We start from the raw sequence: 21,992 nt of genomic DNA on the forward strand, positions 1-21,992 counted from the left end.
CCGAGCGCCTTACCCATCACACTGCAATCAGCAGCGCGCCGACCTGGCGGCCTTCGTCGATGAGCATGTTGTAGGTGCGCACGGCCGCGCCCGTCGCCATCGTTTCGCAGCCGATCCCGGCGTCGCGCAATTTGGCGCGCAGCGCCGCGGCGAGCGGCATCAGATCCTTGCCCGTGCCGACGATGAACAGGTCGAGCTCGCCCGAATCGGACAGCGCCAGATCGATCGTGGCTGCGTCGATCTCGTTCCAGGCGCTTGGCGTGATCGCGCGAATGCCGGTGGGCAGGGCGAGGATCGAGCCGCGATGCGACATGTCGGCGAAGCGGAAGCCGCCATTGCCGTAATCGTCGATCTTGTAGCGGCCCGGGACATAGCCCTGCGGGTCGGTCATGATGCGCGCCTTTTGCGTGAGCGCTTACTTCGGGCGGCGGCGCGCGCTCGACTTCGGCTTGGTGGCGGGGCGCTTCGGCGCGACGGGCACGGGCGTGTCGCCGATGTCGTCCGACATAGAGGCGGCGTAGGCGTCCGACGACCCGTGATATTCGATTTCCGTCCCCGCTTCGGCCTCCGCCTTTTCCTCGGCCGGGCGCGCGACGTCCTCGTTACGCAGGCCGAGATAGATCAGCATGGGCGAGCAGATGAAGATCGACGAATAGGTCGCGACGAAAATGCCCCAGATCATCGCCAGCGAGAAGGAGCGGATGACCTGGCCGCCGAAGACGACGAGCGCGATGAGGGCGAGCATGACCGTCGTCGCGGTCATGATCGTGCGCGGCAGCACGGCGTTGATCGACATATCGACCATCTGCGCCGTCGCCAGTTTCTTATACTTGCGCATATTCTCGCGGATACGGTCGAGCACGACGACCGTTTCGTTCAGCGAATAGCCGACGATCGTGAGAATGGCGGCGATCGAGGTGGTGTTGAATTCGAGCTGGGTGATCGAGAAGAAGCCGACCGTGAGTAGAAGGTCGTGCATCGTCGCGATGACGGCGCCGATGGCGAACTGCCATTCGAAGCGGAACCAGAGATAGGTCAGCACCGCGAGGATCGAAATCACGACGCCGAGCGTGCCCGACTGCACCAGCTCGTTCGACACGCGGGGGCCGACCACTTCGACGCGGCGCACGTCATATTGAGTCTCGACCGCGCCGCGGACCTTCTCGACGGCTTCCTGCTGCGCCTTGTCGCCGCCGGGCTGCAGGCCGAAACGCAGCGTGGCGTCGGCCTGATTGCCGAAAGCCTGCACTTCGATGTCGCCGAGCTTCAGGTTTTCGCCGAGGCCGCGCAGCGTCGCGACTTCCGCGAAGCCCGATTTGGCGCGCAGCTCGATGACTGTGCCGCCCGCGAAATCGATGCCGAAATTCATGCCCTTGAAGATGAAGAGCGCGACGGCGACCAGCGACAATACGGCCGAGAAGGGATAGCTCACGCGCCGGAAGCGCATGAAGGGGAATTTCGTATTCTCCGGAGCGAGGCGCAGGAGTTTCATCGGTCTTTTCGCCTCTTAGATCGGCAGCTTGGTCGGGCGCGCATAGTGATACCAGACCGCGATCATCATGCGGGTCATGGTCACGGCGGTGACGATGGTGGTCAGAATGCCGAGCCCCAGCGACACGGCGAAGCCGCGCACCGGGCCCGAGCCCAGGAAGTAGAGGATCAGCGCCGCGACGCCCATGGTGACGTTGGAGTCGACGATGGTCGCGAAGGCGCGGTTGAAGCCCGCGTCGAGCGAGGCCAGGATCGAGCGGCCGGCGTGGTTTTCTTCGCGAATGCGCTCATAGATCAGCACGTTGGAGTCGACCGCCATGCCGATCGTCAGCACGATGCCGGCGATGCCGGGCAGCGTCAGCGTCGAGCCGAGCAGCACGAGGCCGGCGAAGATGAAAGCGATGTGGACGAACAGCGCCAGATTGGCGAAGACGCCGAACACGCCGTAGGTGATGAGCATGTAGAAGACGACGAGACCGGCGCCGACGAAGGCGGCGCGCTTGCCGGCGTCGATCGAGTCCTGGCCGAGGCCGGGGCCGACGGTGCGCTCCTCGACGATGTTGAGCTTCGCGGGCAGGGCGCCGGCGCGCAACAGAATCGCGAGATTGTTCGCCTGCTCGACGGTGAAGCGGCCGGAAATCTGGCCGGAGCCGCCAGTGATCGGCGTCAGAATGCGCGGCGCCGAGATCACTTTGTTGTCGAGCACGATGGCGAAGAGGCGGCCGACGTTCTTGGAGGTGACGTCGCCGAATTTCTGCGCGCCACGAATGTTGAAGCGGAAATTCACCACCGGCTCGCCGCTGCGCTGCTGGTCGAAGCCGGGCTGGGCGTCGGTCAAATCCTCGCCCTGCACCATGATCTGCTTTTCGATCGGCAGCTTGCCCTGCTCGTCGACCTGCTCCAGCTCCTCGACCTCGGCCGGGTTTTGGCCCGGCTCGGCGACGAGGCGGAATTCGAGTTTAGCGGTCTGGCCGAGAATGTCCTTGAGTGTTTGCGGGTCTTGAAGGCCCGGCACCTGCACCAGAACGCGATCGTCGCCCTGACGCTGGATCGACGGCTCGCGCGTGCCGAGCGCGTCGACGCGGCGGCGGATGACTTCGATCGACTGCTCGACCGCCTTGCGCGACTTGTCGCGCAGGCCCGTGTCGGTGACGGTGATGCGGACGAGGCCTTCCGGCGTCGCATCGACGTCGAGCGGCGACTGGCCGCCGACATTGGCGCTGAAGCTGTTACGCAACTGGCGCAGACGCGGCAGGATTTTCTCGCGATCGGCGGCGTCCGGGACGCGAAGCTGCACGCCGCGCGCCGTTGCGCCGATGCCGCCGGTGATCGCCACCTTCTCCTCGCGCAGAATGCGGCGCACGTCGTCGCGCAGATTTTTGATCTGCGTGCTCAGGAGGTCGGATTGGTCGACCTCCAGCATCACATGCGAGCCGCCCTGCAGATCGAGGCCGAGCACGATGGTCGGCGGCATGAGCCATGACGGCAGCCGCGCCGCGAGCGCCTCGTAAGTCGATGGCGACAACATGCTCGGGACCGTCACCAGGACGGCGGCGAGAGTCATCGCCACGATGGCGAGGAATTTCCAGGTCGAGAATCGCAGCATCGTGTCGCTATTTCGTCAGAGGGTCGGCGCGCGGGGAGGCGTGTTACGGCTTGGCCTTGGTCTCGGGAGCAGGCTTGGCCGTCTTGGCGGGCGCCGGCGCCGGGGTATCCTTCACAGGCTCGCCCTTGGCGCGCACGCTCGTGATCGCCGTACGAAGGAGGCGGATGCGGGTGTTGGCGGCGATCTCGAGCTCGATCTCGTTGTCGTCGATCGCTTTGGTCACTTTGCCGACGAGGCCGCCGGTCGTGACGATCACGTCGCCGCGGCGGACATTGCGCAGCGACTCCTGCTCCGTCTTCTCGCGGCGCGCGCGCGGCCGGATGACGAGAATATAGACAATGCCCATCACCACGAAGATGGGAACGAGCTGGGCCATCATATCGGGAATCGACGGCGGCTGGTTGGCGTCGGCGCCGCCAGCAGCGCCGACGCTCGTCTGCGTCGCGGGCGCGGGGGAGGGCGTCGGGGCGGCCGGCGCGGGAGCCGTTTGGGCGGGAGCCGCCGGCTGTTCGGTTTGCGCCATGGCGTCCGTGATCAGTTTCATCGCAGCGTCTCTATCGTAGGCGCGACGCGCGTCTTGAAGGCGTCGGGCGGGCGTCTGAACGGGCGCGGACTATAGCCGCTCGACTTACGAAAGCAATGCCGGATGCCGCTTCGCGAGGCAATTGCCGGTTCTGCGGCGCGGGGCTGTTTGCTTGCCAAGCGGAACAGCGGGGCCATGGCGCGCGTTCACCCATGGTTCAGGCGCCGAAGCGGACGCTCCACATGCTTCCCTGAGGCGGAAACAAGACTTCGGAGAATCGTCCATGCTCAAGAAGTTATCCTGTTTGGTCGTGGCGGCCGGCCTTCTCGCGTCGCCAAATGCCGCGTTCGCGGGCGGCTGGGGTCACGGCGGCGGCTGGGGCCACGGTGGCGGTGGTTGGGGCCACGGCGGCGGCTGGGGTCACGGCGGTGGCTGGGGAGGACACGGCTGGCATGGCGGCCCAGGCTGGCATGGCGGCGGCTATGGGTGGCATGGCGGCGGCTATGGCTGGCGCCGGCCTTATTATGGCGGCTACGGCTATCGCGGTCCGTGCTGGCGCTGGTGGTATGGCCGCTGGGTTTGGGCCTGCTAAAAGGTCGTTTGCGACGCTTTGGGGCGCGCGGCCGGGACTTTGGTCGCGCGCGCTTTTCGTCTTTGACTGTTTGGAAACTACGTTTCCAGTTCCCGCGCCAGGGCGCGCATGAAGTCGACGCAGGCGGCCAGCTCGGAAATGTCGACATATTCGTCGGGCTGGTGGGCCTGATCGATGCGGCCGGGCCCGCAGACGACGGTCGGGACGCCCGCCTTCTGGAAATGGCCGGCCTCCGTTGCATAGGGCACGGCGATTGTGTTGTTGCGGCGCGCGAGGCGCAGCGCCAGAGTCTCGGCCGCCGAACCCGGCTGCGGCGCGAGACCAGGCACTTTCACCAGCGTGTCAGTGTCGATCCCGCATTGGGGGAAAGCCGCGAAAACCGTTTTGCGCAGGCCGTCGGCATAGGCTTCGAGCCGATCGCGCGCCAGCGTCGGCGCGGCGCCCGGCAGGCCGCGAAACTCCCAGTGGAATTCGCAATCCTTGGCGACGATGTTGCGGGCCGTGCCGCCCTTGATGAAGCCGACATGAATGGTGGAGTAGGGTGGATCGAAACGGCCCGAGGGGTCGCCTTCGACGCGCAGCTCCTCCGCGATTCGCTCCAGCTCCGTCACCAGCCGGCAGGCGATATGCACGGCGCTCACCCCCCGATGCAGATTGGCCGAGTGGATCTCGAAACCGCGCACGTGGGTCGTAAAAGTCGTGACGCTCTTATGCGCGTCGGCGACCTCCATGGAGGTCGGCTCGCCGACGATGACGGCGTTGGGGCGCGGGAGATCGACGCCGAGCCGCGCGATCATGTCCAGCGGGCCGAGGCAGGTCGTCTCCTCGTCGTAGCTCAAGAGAATATGGATGGGGCGCGCCAGCGCCGCCTTCTTGAACTCCGGGATCATCGCCAGGGCGACGGCGCCGAAACCCTTCATATCCACCGCGCCGCGCCCATAGAGACGCCCGCCGTCGTGCCGCAGCGTGAAAGGGTCGAAGCTCCACTCCTGGCCTTCGACGGGCACGACGTCCGTATGGCCCGAGAGCAGCACGCCCCCCGGCGCCATGGGGCCGATGGTGGCGAAGATGGCGGCCTTGTCGCCAGCGGCGTTGGGCGCGCGCGCGAAGGGCACGCCCTGCTCGCGTAAATAGGCCTCGACAAAATCGATCAGCGGCAGGTTCGACTTCGAGCTTTCGGTGTCGAAAGCCACGAGCCTTGCGGTCATGTCGATTGCGCGGTCGAGAGCGTCCATCAGGCGATCTGGGGCAAGCTAGTTCAGCGTAGGATTGGACATAGGACTGTCGAGCGAGAAGGCCGGAACCTCCACGTCGAAAGTCTCGCCCGAATCCGTGACCATTCGATAACTACCTTGCATCAATCCCGACGGCGTGGCCAGCGGGCAGCCCGACTCGTATCGGAATGTCTCGCCGGGCTCGAGCACCGGCTGCTCGCCGACGACGCCGGGCCCGCGGACCTCCTCGCGTCGGCCATTGGCGTCGATGACGATCCAATGGCGCGAGAGGAGCTGCACGCGGTCGCGGCTGAGATTGGCGATCTCGATGGTGTAGGCCCAGAAGAACCGGCCTTGGGTGGGGTCGGAATTCTCGGGCAGAAAATCCGGCAGCGCCGTGACCCGAATATCTCTCGTTATGGCGGTATACATGGCTGCGGAGCTTAGAACGGCTTCTTCGAAAGGGGAACGTCATTCTCCGGGCGCCTCGGCCGGCTCAGCCGCCTCTTTCTTGGGCGCCCGACCGGTGTGGCGGATTCGACACGTCGCGAGGATTCCTGCAGCGGCAGGAAAACGCCCGCTTGGCTTACAGGCCAAGCTAAGCGATTAAATTACCATAAAATTTTTTGAGGAACGAAGATGCGGCCGTCATCGCTGCGCGCTTTGCTGCTCGCGTTCGTCATGGTCCTACAGGCCGTGGCGGGCGGGTTCGGCGCTGCGCGGGCGGCGCCCAGCGGCTTCGATCCGCAAATCTCGGCCCATTGCGGCCAGTCGCACGCCAGCGAGACGGGCTCGGGCGACACAGGCCGCGACGCGCATCACCATATGTGCGAGTCCTGCCTTCTCTGCGCAGGGCCGCCCTCGCTTGCGGTTGGGGCCTTCTCTTCCGTTCCCGCCCAGCCCCGCATCTTTCACAGCGCCCGCTTTGTCGCCGCCGATAGCGCCGGCGCGCCGGCGCGCCTTGCGCGCGGCCGGCTCGCGCGGGGCCCGCCTGCAATTTTCCCGAGCGCGTGAGCGGCGGCGCGTCCTCGCTGCCTGCCCGCGCATTTTCCTTGGTCCAGTTGAGCGGCGCCTGCCGCTCTCCCACAAGATTTGCTCCGCTTGTCGCCCTCGCGACGCCCCCCCACGCGGGGAGCCGGCGTGCGAGAGAGCGCGCGAAGCTCTCCGGATTTGCACAATGAACCGTCACCATCTTCTGGGCGCCGCCTCGATCAACGCGCTTCTCTTCTTCGTGTCCGCCGATGCGCTGGCGCAGCAAAGCCTGCCCACCATCGACGTCGGCGCGCGGCGCGGACCGGCGCGGCCGAGCGTCTCCAGCGCGCCGCGTGGTCCCTTGCGCCCGCCCGCCCCCGCCGCCGGCCCAGTGGTCGCGCCCTCGGCGGGGCTCGATCGTTACGCCGAGCCCAAGCCCGCCCCCTTCAGCCGCACGATTCCGCAAAATGTGCCGGCGGTCGTGGAGTCGCGCACGCGCCAGGAGATCGAGAAGACGGTCAATGTCATGACCTCGGCGGAGGCGTTCAAATATCTGCCCTCGCTGCTCATCCGCGAGCGCTATATCGGCGACCGCAACGCCATCGTCTCGGGCCGCACGACCGGCACGATCGAAAGCGCCAAGACGCTCGTCTACGCCGATAATGTGCTGCTCTCCAATCTGCTCGGCAACAGCTTCAACTTCCCGCCGCGCTGGGGCATGGTCTCGCCCGCCGAGATCGACCGCGTCGACGTGATCTATGGCCCCTTCTCGGCGCTCTATCCTGGCAATTCGATCGGCGGCGTATTGGCGATCACCACGCGCATGCCGGATAAATTCGAGCTGCACGCCTCGGCGACCGGCGCGCTGCAGCCCTTCAGCCTCTATGGACGCAGCGAGCTCGACGGTTCAGGCAACGCAAATCTTCTCATCGGCGATCGTTTCGGCGACTTCCGCTATTTCTTCTCCTACGACCACCTCACCTCGCAGGGACAGGCGCAAACCTTCCCCGGCAATTTCCTCACGCCCTCCGCCCCGGCAACTGCCACGCGCTTCTTCGGCGGCTATCAGGATTTCAACCAGAACGGCATTCCCCGCATCATCACGGGCGCGGCCGGCGCCGATTTCCAGCAGCAGGACATGGCGAAGCTAAAGATGTCCTATGACATCGCGCCGCTGCTGCGCGCGACCTATACGCTCGGCGTCTGGAACCTCGAAAACAAGACGACCGTCCAAAGCTTCATCTACGATCGCAATGGCGTTCCGATCTACAATACGCAGAGCAGCTTCATCGCCATCGGCCCCTTCGCCGTCCAGCCGGGCGGCGTGAACCCAGGCTGGGGCGGCTCGACGCATCTCATGCAGGCGCTCTCGCTCAAGCGCGACACGGGCGGCGTGTTCGATTTCGATCTCTCGGCGACGTCCTACAACTTCCTGCGCGACTATTCGCAAAACGCGACGTCCTACGGCCTGCGCCCCAACGGCGCCGCGACCGCCTATAATATCAACACCACCGGCCAGAACACCGTAAACACGGGAACCTATTGGCGCACCGGCGACGCGCGCTTCATCTGGCGGCCTGTGCAGGACGCCTTCGGAAAGCACGAAGTCTCCTTCGGCGGACATGCCGACGTCTATTCGCTCAATACGGTGACGAGCCTGACGCCCTTCGCCGGCAATAATTATGCGATGGGCCTCACCGGCGTGAACTACGGCAAGACCGAAACCAAGGCGGTTTATATCCAGGACGCCTGGAAGTTCCTGCCGGATTGGAAGCTCATCGGCGGTGGCCGCGGCGAGTTCTGGCATGCCTATAACGGCTCGAATGTCGCGGGCGGCCTGGCCACGGGCAGCGGACCGGCCTCCGGCCTCGTGCCGGTCGTGCCGGCGCAGGCGAGAGTCGGGCAATTCCCCGACGCCTATAAAAATTCTTTCTCGCCGAAGGCGGCGCTCGAATATCAGGTCACGCCGGAATTTGCTTTGCGGGGCTCCATGGGGCGCGCCTATCGCTTCCCGACCGTCAACGAGCTGTTCCAGTCGCTCGCGACGTCGAGCAGCGTGGTCAGGAACAACCCCAATCTGCAGCCGGAAGTCTCGACCTCGTGGGATTTGACCGGCGAATACCGAAAGGTCGACGCCTTCAACGGCGTCATTGGCCTGTTCAATCCGCGGATCAGCCTGTTCCTGGACGACCGCTGGAACGCCATCGTCAGCCAATCGGCGATTGGGCCGACGGGGCAGATCGTCACCCAAAACGCCAATCTCGACAAAGCGCGCTTCCGGGGAATCGAGGGCGCGATCGTGATGAAGGATATTCTGACTCCTGGCCTCGATTATTCCGGCAGCGTGACCTTCGTCGATTCGAAGATCCTCTCGAACGGGAGCGCTCTCGCCTTGACCGGCTCGCCCGTCGGCTCGCCTTTCCCCACGGCGGGCGGCATCTTGCTGAACGGCATGCAATATCCGCGCGTGCCGCGCATCCGCATTCGCTCGGTCCTGAGCTATAGCCCGACGACGGATTGGTCGATCTCCTTTGGCGCGCGCTATGCGTCGGCCGCCTTCGTGACGCTCAACAACGTGGATTTCAACCACAATAATTACGGCAGCGCCGACAGCGAATATCTCGTCTTCGACGCCAAGATGAACTACAAGCTCGCGCCAGAGTGGACGTTGACCGCTGGCGTCGACAACATCGGCCGCTGGAAATACTATGTGAACCCCAATCCCTACAACCAGCGCACGTTCTTCCTTGGCTTGAAATACGATATCGGCGGGCTGGACGGCGCCGCGACGGTTGCGGGGCTGAACGGCGGCGTCGGCGCCGGCGTCCCCGGGGCGCGGTGAGATGGCGACGCCCGCGGCCCGTTTCTGCGGCGTTTTGACGCATGTCGACGCGGGCCTCGCAGCGCTGCTTGCGGACTCGGGCTGCGTTTGCTTCAATCCACCCGCTCATTTTGGCGAAATTGAAAGACAGGCTTTCTTCATGCCGCGTGTGTGGCTGACAAAGGTGCTTTTCGCTTTGGCGCTGGCCGTCCAGGTCCTTGCGCCATTGGCGAGCAGCCTTGCCGCCGCGCGGGAGAGCGAGGCCGACCCCGCCATTGGCGTTTGCCTGAAGGCCCCCAAAGGCGGGCAGAGCGGCTCTCAAGCGCCCGGCCATTCTCATGGCGGCCGTGACTGCCCGATCTGCCAAGCCTTTTGCGACGGCGTCGCGCCGATTGCGTCGCGCCCGACCTCGCTTGGCATGGCGCCTGTCCAATGGGTCGAGTTCCGCTGGTTTCCGGCCGACCGCGCATTGGCGAGCTCGTCGCTCGACGAGGCCAATCGCGCCCGCGGGCCCCCCAGCTTCTCCTGATCGTCCAAAGACTTTGTCATAGGAATCCGCCCTGTTTCAGGTGCGCGCGTTCCCATGCCCGAGCGACGACAATCGCCGTGTGACTGCGGTGAAGGGAGAAGTATCGTGAGCAGAAAGAAAAGACGGCCGAGCGGCCGGGATTGCGTCCTCGCGGGCGCCGCGCTCTCATCCTTGAAAGAACGCGAGCGTCATGAGCGAAAGATCATGGCGTCGGCGGCGCCAATGATCGCGCCGGTTGTCGCGATGTGGCGTGACGCCCAGCAGAGCGGCATCCGACTGATCAATCTGGAGCGACGGGCGCGTTTCGCGCGCCTCGAATCCTAAAGAACACCGAGATGACGCATCGCCTTTCTTTCCTGCGCCCCGCCGCAGCGAGCCGCCTTGCGCGCGCGCTGCTGCTGGCCGCGGCCCTTGTGACGGGAGCGCCGTTCGCGGCGTCGCTCGCCATGGGCCTGCGCGCGGGGGCGGGCGCCGTTGCGTCTCTCTTCGTTTGTTTCGCGTCGGGCGCCTCCTTGCCCGATGCGCAGACAGGGCGGCCAGGCTCCGTCAGCGACCACGGCATCGATTGCGTCCTATGTCAGACGCTCTGCAGTGGCGCTGCGCCCTTGGCCGTCCGGCCCGGTGTCGTCGTTGCGGCGCACATCCAGAGACTGAACCTCCCCTGGATGGTGGCGGACCGCGCTGCGCCGACGACCCGGACCCGTCTGCCGCACTGGGCGCGGGCGCCGCCGGCGACCGGTTGAAGCCCCCCAGGCGGGTTTGCGTCGGCGCTCGTTCCCTCCTTGAGGCGCCGACGCGAATCCCTGTTTCATTGTCGCCGCTGCGGCGGCGTGGAGGAAAGAATGTCCGAGTCAGTCCTATCGGTCGGCGTCGAGATGATCCTGGCGGTGCTGACGGCCGCCGTTTTCGTCGTCGACTGCTTGCGCCAGGAAGCCGCCCCCGCATTGCGGCCAGTCTTGGCGCGCAAGCGGTCGGCCTACCGCGCATTCCGCAAAAGTTGATAGACTTCTGCGAAAGGAATGCGCTCCAGCTTTTTGAATCTACGCGTTTTTCCATAGATCGCATGATTCCATGCGAGCGGGAAGCGCGCTAGTCGAGAGCAACGGACGCGCCGCGCTCCGGCGCGCAAGTGGTCCCAATTGAAAGAAACGGGCGCGCTCGAGTGCGCCCGTCATACCATTTCCGGTTGAATTGGTCGCATTGGCGCTTGTCATTCCCGATGGGCCGAAGGCCCGATCGGGAATCCAAAGCCACAAAAGCGCTGGTTTTGCTCTGGATTTCCGATCACTCGCTGCGCGAGCGACGGGACCCAATCGAGCGACGCTTGGGTCAGCGCAGTTTGGTTGAAGGCCCTTATGCCGCCAAGCCTGCGGCGAGATCGTCGATCAGATCGTCGGCGTCCTCCAGCCCCACCGAGAGGCGCAGCATGCCGTCGGTGATGCCGAGCGTGGCGCGCGCCTCCGGGGTGAGGCGCTGGTGGGTTGTCGTCGCCGGGTGGGTGATCAGGCTCTTGGCGTCGCCGAGATTGTTGGAAATCTTGATCACCTGCAGCGCGTTGGCGAGTTTGAAGGCCGCCGCCTTGCTCTCCAGAAAGAAGCTCACCAGCGTGCCGCCGCCGCTCATCTGGCGGCGCGCCAGCTCAGCCTGCGGGTGATCCTTGCGGAAGGGGTAGAGAACCTTCGTCACGCCCTTCTGCTCGGCAAGGAAATCGGCGATCCTGGCGGCGCTCGTCGCCTGTTGGCCGACGCGAAGCGGAAGGGTTTCGAGGCCTTTCAGCATCACCCAGGCGTTGAAGGGCGACATGGCTGGGCCGGTCTGGCGCAGGAAATTATGGATGCTTTCCTCGATCAGAGATTGCGTCGAGAGGATGACGCCGCCGAGGCAGCGGCCCTGGCCGTCGATATGTTTCGTCGCCGAATAGACGACGACGTCGGCGCCCAGCGCCAAAGGTTTCTGCAGCAACGGCGTCGCAAAGACATTGTCAACGACGAGGCGCGCGCCGGCGTTGTGGGCGAGATCGGCAATCGCCGCCACATCATAGACTTCGAGGCCCGGATTGGTCGGGCTTTCGAGGAAGAAGAGCTTGGTTTCGGGGCGGATCGCCGCCTTCCATTGCGAGAGATCCGCGCCGTCGACGAGCGTCGAGGCGACGCCGAAGCGCGGCAGCAGGTCCTCGACCACATAGAGGCAGGAGCCGAACAGCGCGCGGGCCGCCACCACATGATCGCCGGCCTTCACCTGCGCGAGGATCGCGCCCGTGACGGCGGCCATGCCGCTCGCCGTGGCGCGAGCGGCTTCCGCGCCCTCCAGCAGGCACATGCGGTTCTCGAACATGGCGACGGTCGGGTTCGAGAAGCGCGAATAGATGAAGCCCGGATCGTCGCCCTTGAACCGCGCCTCGGCAGCCTCCATTGTCGGATAGGCGAAGCTCTGCGTCAGAAACAGCGCCTCCGACATTTCGCCGAAGGGCGAGCGCGTCGTTCCGCCATGGACAAGGAGCGTCGCCGGCTTGAGATTGCGCGGGGCGTTCGTAGACATGCGTTTCTCCCTCGGGCGCGACTGCGCCGAACAAATCCATTGCGCGCTACCTCAGCGCGCGGCCGAAAACGGGTTTCCTTCGGGAGACCCGGCCTTTTAGCCCTTTGTTTTGCGTGGCGGCAAGCCGGCCGGCTCAAATAACCACGTTCGCTTATAGAAGGCAGAGGCCCCGTGGCTGTCAACGGGCTCGTCTTGCCTTGCGGCGCAATTTGGCGCTTATGCCTGCGTTAACCGGCTTTGGCCCGGCCGAGGAGGGGAAGAATGAGCGGCGTGCTCTCCAGCCGACAGATACAGGCGATGGCCGACAGCGGCGCGATCCAGGTCGCCGCGCCTTTGAGCCGGAATCAAATCCAGCCCGCGAGCCTCGATCTGCGGCTCGGCTCCAAGGCCTATCGCGTGCGCGCGAGCTTCCTGCCCGGCAAGGAGCGGGGCGTGCGCGATATTCTCTCGGCGCTCGCCTATGACGAAATGTCGCTCGAGGGCGAGGGCGCCATTCTCGAGCGCGGCTGCGTTTATGTCGTGCCGCTGCTCGAGAGCCTGTCGCTCGGCCAGGATGTTTCGGGCGCGGCCAATCCCAAGAGCTCGACCGGCCGGCTCGACATTTTCACGCGGCTCATCACCGACAGGGGCGAGCGCTTCGACGAGGTCGCGCCCGGCTATGATGGGCCGCTTTACGCCGAGGTCTCGCCAAGGAGCTTCTCGGTGCGCGTGCGCACAGGGTCGAGGCTCAATCAGCTTCGCTTCCGGGCGCGTCCGGCAGGAGCGGGCGGGCAAAGCGGCTTCGCGCTCTCCGATGCGGCGCTCGCCGAGCTGCACGGCAAGACGCCGCTCGTTGACGGGGCCCTCAATCTGCGCGACGGCGTGGTGCTGCGCGTGGCGCTCGGGGCCGAGGCTTTCGGCGGGATCATCGGCTATCGCGCCCAGAAACATACGGATGTGATCGACGTCGACCGGGTCGGCGCCTATCGGGTCGACGATTATTGGGACCTGTTGCCGGCCCGCGGCGGCAGGTTGATCCTCGATCCGGGCGACTTCTACATTCTCGCCTCGCGCGAGCGTCTGGCGATCCCGCCTGGCCTCGCCGCCGAAATGGCGCCGATGGACGCCGCAATCGGCGAGTTCCGCGTGCATTACGCCGGCTTCTTCGATCCCGGTTTTGGCGCCGGGCCGGACGGACTCCCCGCTGCGCGCGCCGTGCTGGAGGTCCGCTCGCGCGAAGTCCCCTTCATATTGGAGGACGGCCAATTCATCGGCCGGCTGGTCTATGAGCGCATGGCCGAGACGCCGGAATCGCTCTACGGCGAGGAAGGACTTTCGAACTATCAGGGCCAAGGGCTGAAATTGTCGAAACATTTCAGGATCGGATAGGCGCCGGCGCGCCAGGGGAAAGACGTCATGGTCCTGTCGGATTTCATCCGCCGGCTGCGGCCGGATCATCTCCTCGGCCAGATTTCCCTCCTGATCCTCGGCTCGATCGTCGTTTATCAGGCGGTCATCGTCCTGATGCTGCATGTGATGGAGACGGAAGGGCGCCGCCATTACGTTTCCGAAGCGGATTTCCTCACGGGGGTGCTGCTGGCGCTCGACGCCGCGCCCGTTGCGGAACGAGACGCGCTTATCCAGAAGATCCACTTCGCCGCGCCCTACGCCAATATTCACATTCGTGACGATCGGCCAGCGGCGCTCGATCCGCAGGACCCCGTCTTCAAAGCCGAAATCCATCGCATCAATGCGCATCTGACGGGGTTCTCCAAGGCCTTCGAAACGATCCCGCTTCACAATATGCAGGACACTCTGGCGCTGGAGCTGGAGAAGGGCGGCTACGCCATCCTCTCCGTCGCGCAGCACCGGAAACCCTCGCGCCTTTTGTGGCGTTGGCTCTGGGAGCCGGAGCCGCGCTATCCGATCTTCATGACCCGCTGGGCCCGGGTGGGATTCCTTTTCTTCATCAGCGCCTCGGTGATTTTAATCTGGCTGTCGAACTATATTGTCGCGCCCTTGAACGAGCTGGCCCGGCGCGCCGAGTCCTTCCCGACCAAAGAGGGGCTCGCCTCTCCGCTCGTCGATCGCGGCCCACGCGAAATTCGCGATCTCAACCGGTCGATACGGGCGATGAAGGCGCGCATTCTCGCGATGGTGGCCGAACGCACGCATATTCTCGCAGCCGTCAGCCATGATCTGAAGACCATCATCACGCGCATGAGCCTGCGAACGGAGTTTATCGCCGACGATGATCTGCGCGGCAAAATGCAGAAAGACATCCGCGTCATGGATGCGATGCTGCGCAAGAATTTGGAATATTTGCGAACCGAAAATCCGCGCGTCGATCACTCGATCATCGATCTCGACAGCGTCATCCAGACAGTTGTGGACGAATTCAACGACCTCGGCCGCGACGTCGTCTATTCCTGCGATAAACGGCAGACGATGCGCGGCTCGCTTTCCGATATGCAGCGCGTCTTCACCAATCTCGTGGAGAACGCGACCCGGCACGCCAGGCATGTCGAAATCGAGGTTTCCGAGATTTCCGGCAATATGATCCAGATCGACGTGGCGGACGATGGGCCGGGCATCCCCGACGCGTTGAAGGCAAAGGTCTTCGAGCCCTTCGTGCGCGGCGACATGGCCCGCACGATCAGCGAGCATGGCGGTTTCGGCCTCGGCCTCGCGATTGTGCGTTCGCTTGTCGAAGGGCATGGCGGAAAAGTGGAAATGCTGGATCGCGCGCCGCACGGGCTGATCGTCCGCGTGACCCTACCGCGCGCCGAATGCGCCGCCGAGCGGGAGAATGCGTGAAGAGCGCGCCCTCGCGCCCGTTGAAACCCGGCCGCACAAGCGCTACACATGGAATCGCGCGGGCGTAGTTCAGTGGTAGAACGACAGCTTCCCAAGCTGTATGTCGAGGGTTCGATTCCCTTCGCCCGCTCCATTTTTCCTGAGCATCCCAATCGTTTATTGCGTTACGGCTGACTTAGCCGTTTCCCTCCCCGAAAGAAGGGCTCACCGTGAGCCGTCGCCTTGACGAAATGCGCAGCCGCCCGGCCGGTGACTGGCGAATCGACGATATTGCGGCCTTGTGCCGCGAGTTCGGCATCCTATGCGCGCCGCCGCGGGGCGGGGGCTCCCATTATAAGGTCGCGCATCCCAGGGTGGCGGAAAAGCTCACAATTCCTTCCAAGCGGCCTATCAAAGCGGTATATATCCGCAAGCTCGTCGCCTTTGTCGATGCAGTCAGGACTTTGCCATGAGGGTCGAGCCAACCGATTATCCGCTCATCGTCCAGCCGCTTTCCGCGGAGGATGGCGGCGGGTTCGTAGCGATCGTCCCGGATCTTCCCGGCTGCATGTCAGATGGCGAGACGCCGGAGGAAGCGGTGACGAATGCGCGTGACGCCATTCTCACCTGGATCGAAGCCGCGCGTGATCTGGGCCACCCGGTCCCGCCTCCTTCCCGCCATGTGGCGCTGGCGAGTTGAGGCCATGACCCATCTCTAAGCTCGCCGCGTTCAACGCGCAGTCGGCGGTAACAATCGGCGACGCGCTGCGCGATCCCTGACGCCGGGACTTTCCCGCTTTCACGGGAATGACATCGCGCGGCCGCCCGGCTAGAAGACGGCGGGACAGTTCCGCATTCTTCGCTAAGGATCACGTCATTGGACGCCGCCACCCATGCTCCCGCTGCGCCGCTGAGCGCCGTCGCTTCTGGCCCGCTCTCGGGCCGCGTGCGGCCGCCCGGGGACAAATCCGTCTCGCATCGCGCCATGATATTTGGCCTTCTCGCCGTGGGGGAGACGAAGATCGACGGACTTTTGGAGGGCGAGGACGTGCTGCGCACGGCGCAGGCGGCGCGCCAGCTCGGCGCCAAGGTGGTACGGCATGCGCCGGGAAGCTGGAGCGTGTGGGGGGCGGGGCTCGGCTCGCTTTTGCAGCCGACCGAGACGCTCGATTTCGGTAATGCCGGGACCGGCTCGCGGCTGATGATGGGCGTCGTGGCCGGCCATCCGATCGTCGCGCGGTTCGACGGCGACGCTTCGCTGCGCAAGCGTCCGATGAAGCGCATTCTCGATCCGCTGGCGCTCCAGGGCGCGCAGCTCTTGGAGCAGGCCGAAGGCGGCCGTCTGCCGCTCGTTTTGCAGGGCTCCGCCGAGCCGCTGCCGGTGGAATATAAAACCCCCGTCGCCTCGGCGCAGATCAAGTCGGCCGTGCTGCTCTGCGGGCTCAACTCGCCCGGCCGCACCGTGGTGATCGAGGCCGAGGCGTCGCGCGACCACACCGAAAAAATGCTCGCCCATTTCGGCGCGACGGTGACGAGCGAGCTGCACGGTCCGCATGGGCGCAAGATCACGCTCGAAGGCCGCCCCGAGCTTATAGCGCGCCCCGTGCGCGTGCCGGCCGATCCGTCTTCGGCCGCCTTTCCGCTAGTCGCGGCGCTGATCGTTCCCGGCTCCGACATTGTCGTCGAAGGCGTGATGACCAATCCGCTGCGTAGCGGTCTGCTCACAACGCTCATCGAAATGGGCGCGGATATTTCTCTCGACAACAAGCGAGAGGAGGGCGGCGAGGAAGTCGCCGACGTGCGCGCGCGCTATTCGGCCCTAAACGGCGTCGACGTGCCGGCCGAACGCGCGCCCTCGATGATCGACGAATATCCAATCCTCGCCGTCGCCGCGGCCTTTGCCAGAGGCGAGACGCGCATGCGCGGCCTCTCCGAATTGCGCGTGAAGGAATCGGACCGCCTCGCCGCCATCGCCGCCGGGTTGAAGGCCAATGGCGTCGACTGCGAGATTATCGGCGACGATCTCATCGTGCGCGGCGGCGCTGTGGCCGGCGGCGGCGTGGTCGAGACGCATCTCGACCATCGCATCGCCATGAGTTTCCTCGTCATGGGCTTGGCCGCGAAGAACAAGGTGACAGTCGACGACGAGACCATGATCGCGACGAGCTTCCCGTCCTTTCGCGCGCTGATGGAAGGCCTGGGAGCGCGATTCGCGTGAGCTTCATCATCGCCATCGACGGGCCGGCGGCCTCCGGCAAGGGCACGCTCGCCCGCAAGCTCGCCGCGCATTACGGCCTGCCGCATCTCGACACGGGCCTGCTCTATCGCGCCACCGCTTGCGCTCTGCTCGACGAGGGCCTGCCGCTCGACGACGTCGATGCGGCGGTGGAGGCCGCGCGCGGGCTGTCGCTGACTGATTTCGACGAGACGCGCCTGCGGGCGCGCGATATGGGCGAGGCGGCCTCGGTTGTCGCCGCCATGCCGGCCGTTCGCGCAGCGCTCGTCGATATGCAGCGGGCTTTCGCCGCGCGGCCCGAGGGAGCCGTGCTCGACGGCCGCGACATCGGCACGGTTATCTGTCCGGCCGCGCGGGTGAAGATTTTCGTCACGGCGTCGCCCGAGACGCGCGCCCAGCGCCGCGCTTTGGAGCTCGCCGGGCGCGGCGAAGAGGTGGATTACAACGCGATTCTCGATGATGTGCGCAAACGCGACGCCCGCGATAGCGAACGCAGCGCCGCGCCCTTGAAGGCGGCGGCGGACGCCGTGACGCTCGATAGCAGTGAACTCGACCGCGACCAAGTATTTGCGGTGGCGCTCGAGATTGCGGAGCGGGCGCGCAATGCGTGACAGGCGTCGATGATAAGAAGAACGCCAATGAAAAAGGGAGGCCCGAAGGCCTCCCCGTCGATGAAAATGTCTCGAAATACGGCGCTGATGTAATCAACACTAAGCCTAAGGGTCATCACCCATTTGGGTGATATCGGCGCTGGAAAGGCGAAGCATGAGTGAGCGTCGGGTCTTCCGTTTCGCGCCCTCGCCAAACGGCTATCTGCATCTTGGCCATGCCTATTCCGCTCTGCTCAATTTTACTCTCGCGCGCGATTGCGGCGGCCGTTTTCTGCTGCGCATCGAGGATATCGATCTGGGACGCGCGCGGCCGGCGTTCGAGGCGGCGATCCATGAAGATCTCGCCTGGCTCGGGCTCGAATGGGAAAGGCCCGTACGCCGCCAGTCCGAGCATTTCGAGGATTATGCCGCGGCATTGGAGTCGCTGGGCGCCATGGGCTTGCTTTACGCCTGCGATTGCAAGCGCTCGGACATCGGCCGCTTCGCCGCCGCGCATTCCGATTGGCCCCGCGATCCGGACGGCGCGCCGCTTTATCCGGGAACCTGCCGGGACAAACCCCGGCGCCCGGCGCGCGAGGTTTTGGCCGAGGGCGGCTCCGCGTTGCGGCTCGACATGAGGAAAGCGGCGGCGCTGGCCGGGGAGGGGCTCTTTTGGCGGGAGCGCTGCGCCCCTGGGCGTGCGCCCGATTCGACGGCCCCCGAGGCAGAGGAAGGATTTTCACTTATGCGCGCCGACCCCGCGCAATGGGGCGACGTGGCGCTCGCGCGCAAGGACACGCCCGCCAGCTATCACATTGCAGTTGTCGTCGACGATGCGCTGCAGGGCGTGACGGACGTGGTGCGCGGGCGTGATCTATTCTTCGCGACAAGCCTGCACCGCCTGTTGCAGAAGCTGCTACGTCTGCCCGAGCCGCGCTACTTTCATCATGAGCTGATTCTCGACGACGCTGGCGAGAAGCTCGCAAAGAGCCGCAGTTCCACCACGCTGCGCGCGCTCAGGGACGCCGGGGTAAGCGCCGCGGAGGTGTGGCGAAAACTCGGATTTTAGACGCCCGGCGTTTGCGGCTGCAGCCGTTTCGCCCGACGTGCGCGTCCGCACGACGCTCCAACGCCCCTGTAGCTACATTGGCTTCATCGCGTTTCTCTTGGGGCAAGGAGAAAAACAATGTTTGCAGCCATCCGTCGCATTATCGAGCGGGAAACAAAGCTCGCCGTTCCGGCCGCGCGCCTCACGCCGCACGCCAATCTTTATGATCTCGGGCTGACCCCTTTCGGGGCGGTTCTCGTGCTGGTCGCCATCGAGCGCGAATTCAAGATCGAGTTTACACGCGCGTTGTTGACGCGCGAGACCGCCGCCTCGATGGCCTCGATCGCTCATGCGATCGACAGCCTGCAGACCCCGTCGCCAGCGGCCGAAACGCCGCGCTGCGCCGCGTAAAATAGCGGGAGACAGGGGCAATGTTTTCCACCATCAGGCGCATTATCGATCGGGAGGGGCGGCTCCCCATCGCCGCCGCCGATCTGGCGCCAAAAGCCGATTTGTTCGCCTCTGGGCTCACGCCCTATTGCGCCGTGCGGATCATGCTCGCGCTGGAGCGCGAGTTCGGCGTCCAATTTCCGCGCCATGCGATGAAGCGGGAGACGATGCGATCGCTCGAATCGATCGAGCAGGCGCTCCGCCTCGCGCTATCCGTCGCACCGGTCACTGGGGCTTGATCACCGGCTCGCCGTGGCGCCCTGGGCGGCGACCTTGTTGCTGTTGGGCGCCTTGGCCATCAACGAGTCGATCCGGTCACGCTCCCGCTTGAAATCCGCCAGCATGCGGCCTTCGATCTCGCGGGTGCGGGCGAGCTTGACGCGCATCGGATCGACGAAATGGCCGTTGACCATGACCTCGTAATGGAGATGCGGGCCGGTCGAGAGGCCCGTCGAGCCGAGGAAGCCGACGATTTGTCCCTGCTTGACGCGCACGCCTTCCGAAACGCCTCGCGCGAAGCCCGACATGTGATTGTAGGTCGTGATGTAGCCGTTGGCGTGCTGGATCTCGACGCGGCGGCCATAGCCGGAGTCCCACTGCGCCTTGATCACCGTGCCATTGCCGGCGGCGAGAATCGGCGTGCCGATCGGCGCCGCCCAATCGACGCCCGTGTGCATCTTGTAGTAGCCGAGGATCGGGTGGCGGCGCATGCCGAAGCCCGAGCGCGTCTCGCCGAGCGAAATGGGCTTGCGCACCAGGAATTTGCGGCTCGAGCGGCCGCTCTCGTCGTAATAATCGACGAGCCCGTCGTCCTGGGTCTGGAAGCGATAGTAGCGATAGGTCTCATTATGCGTGGTCAGCGACGCATAGAGGAGGGAGTCGCGCGTTGGTCCCGAGCCGTCGTCCGGCTCGTCGTAAAAGACGTCGAGGGAATCGCCGCCCGCCGCGCCGCGCTGCAGATCGACATCATTTGCGAAAATGCGCACCAGCTCGCCCACCACTGTTTTGGGGATCTGCTGTTTCAGTGCGGTCTCGTAAAGCGAGTTGTAGAGCCGCATGGCGCCGGAATCGTCGTCCTCGCCATCGGCGAAATCATCTGCGGGCGCGCGTTTCGACGCGCGTCGTGCGCCGCCCGAGGGCGCCGTCGGCGTCTGCACGAAGGCGCCTTGATCATTCGCGGCGACGATCGATTCGACCTCGTCGTCATTGTAAACGGACAGGCGCGCGAGCTGCATATTTTTGCCCGAGCCGTCGAAATCCGCGAACAGCAGCTTCACGCGCTGGCCTTCGCGAACGGGATCGCGCTTGCCCCGATAGGCGGCCGCGACCGCGGCCATACGCGCCCTCGGCACGCCGTTGGCGGCGAGAATGTCGTCGAGCGTCTCGCCGCGGCGCACGATCGCCAGCTTTTCTTCCATCTGCGTCGGTTGTGGCGTGTCGCGCGGCGCGATGGTGACATTTTCCGGCACCATGCGTACTTCGATCGACGAAAAAGGCGCGGTGAGCGACGTCCCCGGCGCGGCGTAGGCGAGGGCCTGTGGGTCCATGGCGGCGGCGCGGCTCGTGCGCGACAGCAGAAGTTGGCCGGGGAGGGGCAGGGCGGCGGCCTTGGGTCCCGCCGCGAGCGAACTCTTCACCTGCTCATTGACCTGCGCCTGCGCCTCGTCGAACGAGAGCTGCGCGCTCTGCGAATGGATGTCGAGCCCTGAAAGATCCCTGGTGACGAAAGAGACTTCCGCTTCGTCGAGGGCGACGTCGGACTCGCCGTTGGTCTCGGGCGCGCGCGGATCGCTCGCCAGCTTGAGCGGATTATAGAGCGGCACTTCGCCGGCGAAGTTCGTCGGCGCCAGCGTGAGAGTCGCGGCGACATGGGTGAAGGCGCGCGTGCGCACCACTTCCTTGTCGCCGGATTTCGACGTGGTGGCGGCGCGGAATGTTTGCTTGGCCGCCACGACGTCGACCGCGCGCATCAGGCGATCGCCCTTTTTCGGATTGACCGAAGTGCCTTCGGCCTCCACCTGTGGCGCCGGCTGCGCGCGCTGCGGCGCTTCGGCGAAGCGTGTCTGCTGGTCGAGCGCCGTATAGGCCGCGGCGCTGATCAGCAGCGCCCCGAAAAAGCCGGTGAGAACGGTTCCGGAAAGCCAGCGGGCGGATACGCGGCGCCGGTCGTCGGCTGTATGGCGGCGCCCGTCGACTTCGATCGCAGGTTCCTCGCCGAGTTCGAGCCAGTCTGGGCTCGCAGAGGCGGAGGCGAGGCGGCTGTTGAATTGCAATCCCATGAAGCGGAGCCGTGGCCTTTCAGAACTTTTCAGGGGCGATATGCGGGGCGTGCGTCGTCATCCTGACCGCTCCCGGTTTCCTGGCGCTGACGTACGAAGCACGCATATTACATGACGACGAAGCCTTCGCATTATGGCTCATTTACGGCGCGCCCTCGGGCATCGCTCGAAAAAGTTATCCACCGGTCGATCCCAAGAGAACCGGGGCCTTCGGCGACCATGCGACAAAAGTGCGAAAGTTTTTCGAACGAGCGTTGACACCTCGAGGGTCGATCCGTATAACGCATTCATCGACGGCGGCGCTGCCAACGGTTGCAGCGGATGCGGT

The 21,992-nt window shown here is 65.1% G+C and carries 24 protein-coding genes, 1 tRNA gene and 1 riboswitch; of the genes, 17 read left to right on the forward strand and 8 right to left on the reverse strand.

What is annotated here, in order from left to right:
* Nucleotides 1-16 precede the first annotated feature (16 nt).
* Genes JJT62_RS09330 through yajC form a run of 4 tightly spaced genes read right to left on the reverse strand, consistent with a single transcriptional unit; the run spans nt 17 to nt 3,641 of the window.
* Entirely contained in the window at nt 17-391 is a 375-nt protein-coding gene (locus JJT62_RS09330) for an Mth938-like domain-containing protein (RefSeq protein WP_202072426.1), read from the reverse strand.
* A 24-nt stretch (nt 392-415) separates the two neighbouring features.
* Entirely contained in the window at nt 416-1,492 is a 1,077-nt protein-coding gene (gene secF, locus JJT62_RS09335) for a protein translocase subunit SecF (protein ID WP_202072427.1), read from the reverse strand.
* Between the two features lie 15 nt (nt 1,493-1,507).
* Nucleotides 1,508-3,097, reverse strand: coding sequence for a protein translocase subunit SecD (gene secD / locus JJT62_RS09340; RefSeq protein WP_202072428.1), 1,590 nt, complete (start codon nt 3,095-3,097; stop codon nt 1,508-1,510).
* Nucleotides 3,098-3,140: 43 nt separating this feature from the next.
* Entirely contained in the window at nt 3,141-3,641 is a 501-nt protein-coding gene (gene yajC / locus JJT62_RS09345) for a preprotein translocase subunit YajC (protein ID WP_202072429.1), read from the reverse strand.
* A gap of 262 nt (nt 3,642-3,903) precedes the next feature.
* Here yajC and JJT62_RS09350 point away from each other — a divergent pair, with 262 nt between their 5' ends.
* Complete coding sequence (locus JJT62_RS09350) at nt 3,904-4,212, forward strand: hypothetical protein (RefSeq protein WP_202072430.1); 309 nt, start codon at nt 3,904-3,906, stop codon at nt 4,210-4,212.
* A 77-nt stretch (nt 4,213-4,289) separates the two neighbouring features.
* Here the strand turns inward: JJT62_RS09350 and argE are convergent, their stop codons facing one another.
* Together argE and apaG are read right to left on the reverse strand one after the other, a co-directional pair.
* The gene (argE, locus tag JJT62_RS09355) at nt 4,290-5,447 is read right to left on the reverse strand and encodes an acetylornithine deacetylase (protein WP_202072431.1); all 1,158 of its coding nucleotides are present in this window, start codon (nt 5,445-5,447) and stop codon (nt 4,290-4,292) included.
* A gap of 18 nt (nt 5,448-5,465) precedes the next feature.
* A complete protein-coding gene (apaG, locus tag JJT62_RS09360; protein ID WP_202072432.1) occupies nt 5,466-5,858 on the reverse strand; it encodes a Co2+/Mg2+ efflux protein ApaG in 393 nt (130 codons plus the stop codon).
* Nucleotides 5,859-6,065: 207 nt separating this feature from the next.
* On the opposite strand from apaG, the gene JJT62_RS09365 reads away from it, so the two are divergent.
* From JJT62_RS09365 to JJT62_RS09390, 6 genes are all read left to right on the forward strand, one after another.
* A complete protein-coding gene (locus tag JJT62_RS09365) occupies nt 6,066-6,440 on the forward strand; it encodes a DUF2946 family protein (protein ID WP_202072433.1) in 375 nt (124 codons plus the stop codon).
* Between the two features lie 163 nt (nt 6,441-6,603).
* On the forward strand, nt 6,604-9,240 hold the full coding sequence (locus JJT62_RS09370) for a TonB-dependent receptor (RefSeq protein ID WP_202072434.1): 2,637 nt from the start codon (nt 6,604-6,606) through the stop codon (nt 9,238-9,240).
* Between the two features lies 1 nt (nt 9,241).
* Nucleotides 9,242-9,748: a DUF2946 family protein gene (locus JJT62_RS09375; protein ID WP_202072435.1), complete on the forward strand. Its 507-nt coding sequence runs from the start codon at nt 9,242-9,244 to the stop codon at nt 9,746-9,748.
* Nucleotides 9,749-9,853: 105 nt separating this feature from the next.
* Complete coding sequence (locus tag JJT62_RS09380) at nt 9,854-10,072, forward strand: hypothetical protein (protein WP_246744794.1); 219 nt, start codon at nt 9,854-9,856, stop codon at nt 10,070-10,072.
* Between the two features lie 11 nt (nt 10,073-10,083).
* A complete protein-coding gene (locus JJT62_RS09385; protein ID WP_202072437.1) occupies nt 10,084-10,491 on the forward strand; it encodes a hypothetical protein in 408 nt (135 codons plus the stop codon).
* Between the two features lie 99 nt (nt 10,492-10,590).
* Nucleotides 10,591-10,749, forward strand: coding sequence for a hypothetical protein (locus JJT62_RS09390; RefSeq protein ID WP_202072438.1), 159 nt, complete (start codon nt 10,591-10,593; stop codon nt 10,747-10,749).
* A gap of 352 nt (nt 10,750-11,101) precedes the next feature.
* Here the strand turns inward: JJT62_RS09390 and JJT62_RS09395 are convergent, their stop codons facing one another.
* Nucleotides 11,102-12,286 (reverse strand): O-succinylhomoserine sulfhydrylase, encoded by a 1,185-nt coding sequence (locus JJT62_RS09395; protein WP_202072439.1) that lies wholly within the window; start codon nt 12,284-12,286, stop codon nt 11,102-11,104.
* A gap of 76 nt (nt 12,287-12,362) precedes the next feature.
* Nucleotides 12,363-12,441: riboswitch (SAM riboswitch) on the reverse strand.
* A gap of 106 nt (nt 12,442-12,547) precedes the next feature.
* Between JJT62_RS09395 and JJT62_RS09400 the strand changes: the two genes are divergently transcribed.
* From JJT62_RS09400 to JJT62_RS09440, 9 genes are all read left to right on the forward strand, one after another.
* Complete coding sequence (locus tag JJT62_RS09400) at nt 12,548-13,654, forward strand: 2'-deoxycytidine 5'-triphosphate deaminase (RefSeq protein ID WP_202072440.1); 1,107 nt, start codon at nt 12,548-12,550, stop codon at nt 13,652-13,654.
* A 27-nt stretch (nt 13,655-13,681) separates the two neighbouring features.
* Nucleotides 13,682-15,082 (forward strand): ATP-binding protein, encoded by a 1,401-nt coding sequence (locus JJT62_RS09405; protein ID WP_202072441.1) that lies wholly within the window; start codon nt 13,682-13,684, stop codon nt 15,080-15,082.
* Between the two features lie 58 nt (nt 15,083-15,140).
* Nucleotides 15,141-15,215, forward strand: a tRNA-Gly gene (locus tag JJT62_RS09410).
* 315 nt (nt 15,216-15,530) lie between these two features.
* Entirely contained in the window at nt 15,531-15,761 is a 231-nt protein-coding gene (locus tag JJT62_RS09415; RefSeq protein ID WP_202072442.1) for a type II toxin-antitoxin system HicB family antitoxin, read from the forward strand.
* Nucleotides 15,762-15,938: 177 nt separating this feature from the next.
* On the forward strand, nt 15,939-17,279 hold the full coding sequence (aroA, locus tag JJT62_RS09420) for a 3-phosphoshikimate 1-carboxyvinyltransferase (RefSeq protein ID WP_202072443.1): 1,341 nt from the start codon (nt 15,939-15,941) through the stop codon (nt 17,277-17,279).
* Complete coding sequence (gene cmk, locus JJT62_RS09425; RefSeq protein WP_202072446.1) at nt 17,276-17,908, forward strand: (d)CMP kinase; 633 nt, start codon at nt 17,276-17,278, stop codon at nt 17,906-17,908. Before aroA ends, cmk begins: the two co-directional genes overlap by 4 nt.
* A gap of 154 nt (nt 17,909-18,062) precedes the next feature.
* Nucleotides 18,063-18,956, forward strand: a complete 894-nt coding sequence (gene gluQRS / locus JJT62_RS09430; RefSeq protein WP_202072447.1) for a tRNA glutamyl-Q(34) synthetase GluQRS — start codon at nt 18,063-18,065, stop codon at nt 18,954-18,956.
* Nucleotides 18,957-19,073: 117 nt separating this feature from the next.
* Nucleotides 19,074-19,346 (forward strand): phosphopantetheine-binding protein, encoded by a 273-nt coding sequence (locus JJT62_RS09435; RefSeq protein ID WP_202072448.1) that lies wholly within the window; start codon nt 19,074-19,076, stop codon nt 19,344-19,346.
* Nucleotides 19,347-19,366: 20 nt separating this feature from the next.
* A complete protein-coding gene (locus JJT62_RS09440; RefSeq protein ID WP_202072449.1) occupies nt 19,367-19,624 on the forward strand; it encodes a phosphopantetheine-binding protein in 258 nt (85 codons plus the stop codon).
* On the opposite strand, the gene JJT62_RS09445 is transcribed toward JJT62_RS09440, so the two are convergent.
* Complete coding sequence (locus JJT62_RS09445; protein WP_202072450.1) at nt 19,625-21,664, reverse strand: M23 family metallopeptidase; 2,040 nt, start codon at nt 21,662-21,664, stop codon at nt 19,625-19,627.
* 11 nt (nt 21,665-21,675) lie between these two features.
* Here JJT62_RS09445 and JJT62_RS18975 point away from each other — a divergent pair.
* The coding region (locus tag JJT62_RS18975; protein ID WP_210340607.1) for a hypothetical protein at nt 21,676-21,992 on the forward strand (317 nt) is incomplete at its 3' end.

The organism is Methylocystis sp. Sn-Cys (assembly GCF_016745395.1).
Classification (GTDB): Bacteria; Pseudomonadota; Alphaproteobacteria; order Rhizobiales; family Beijerinckiaceae; genus Methylocystis; species Methylocystis iwaonis.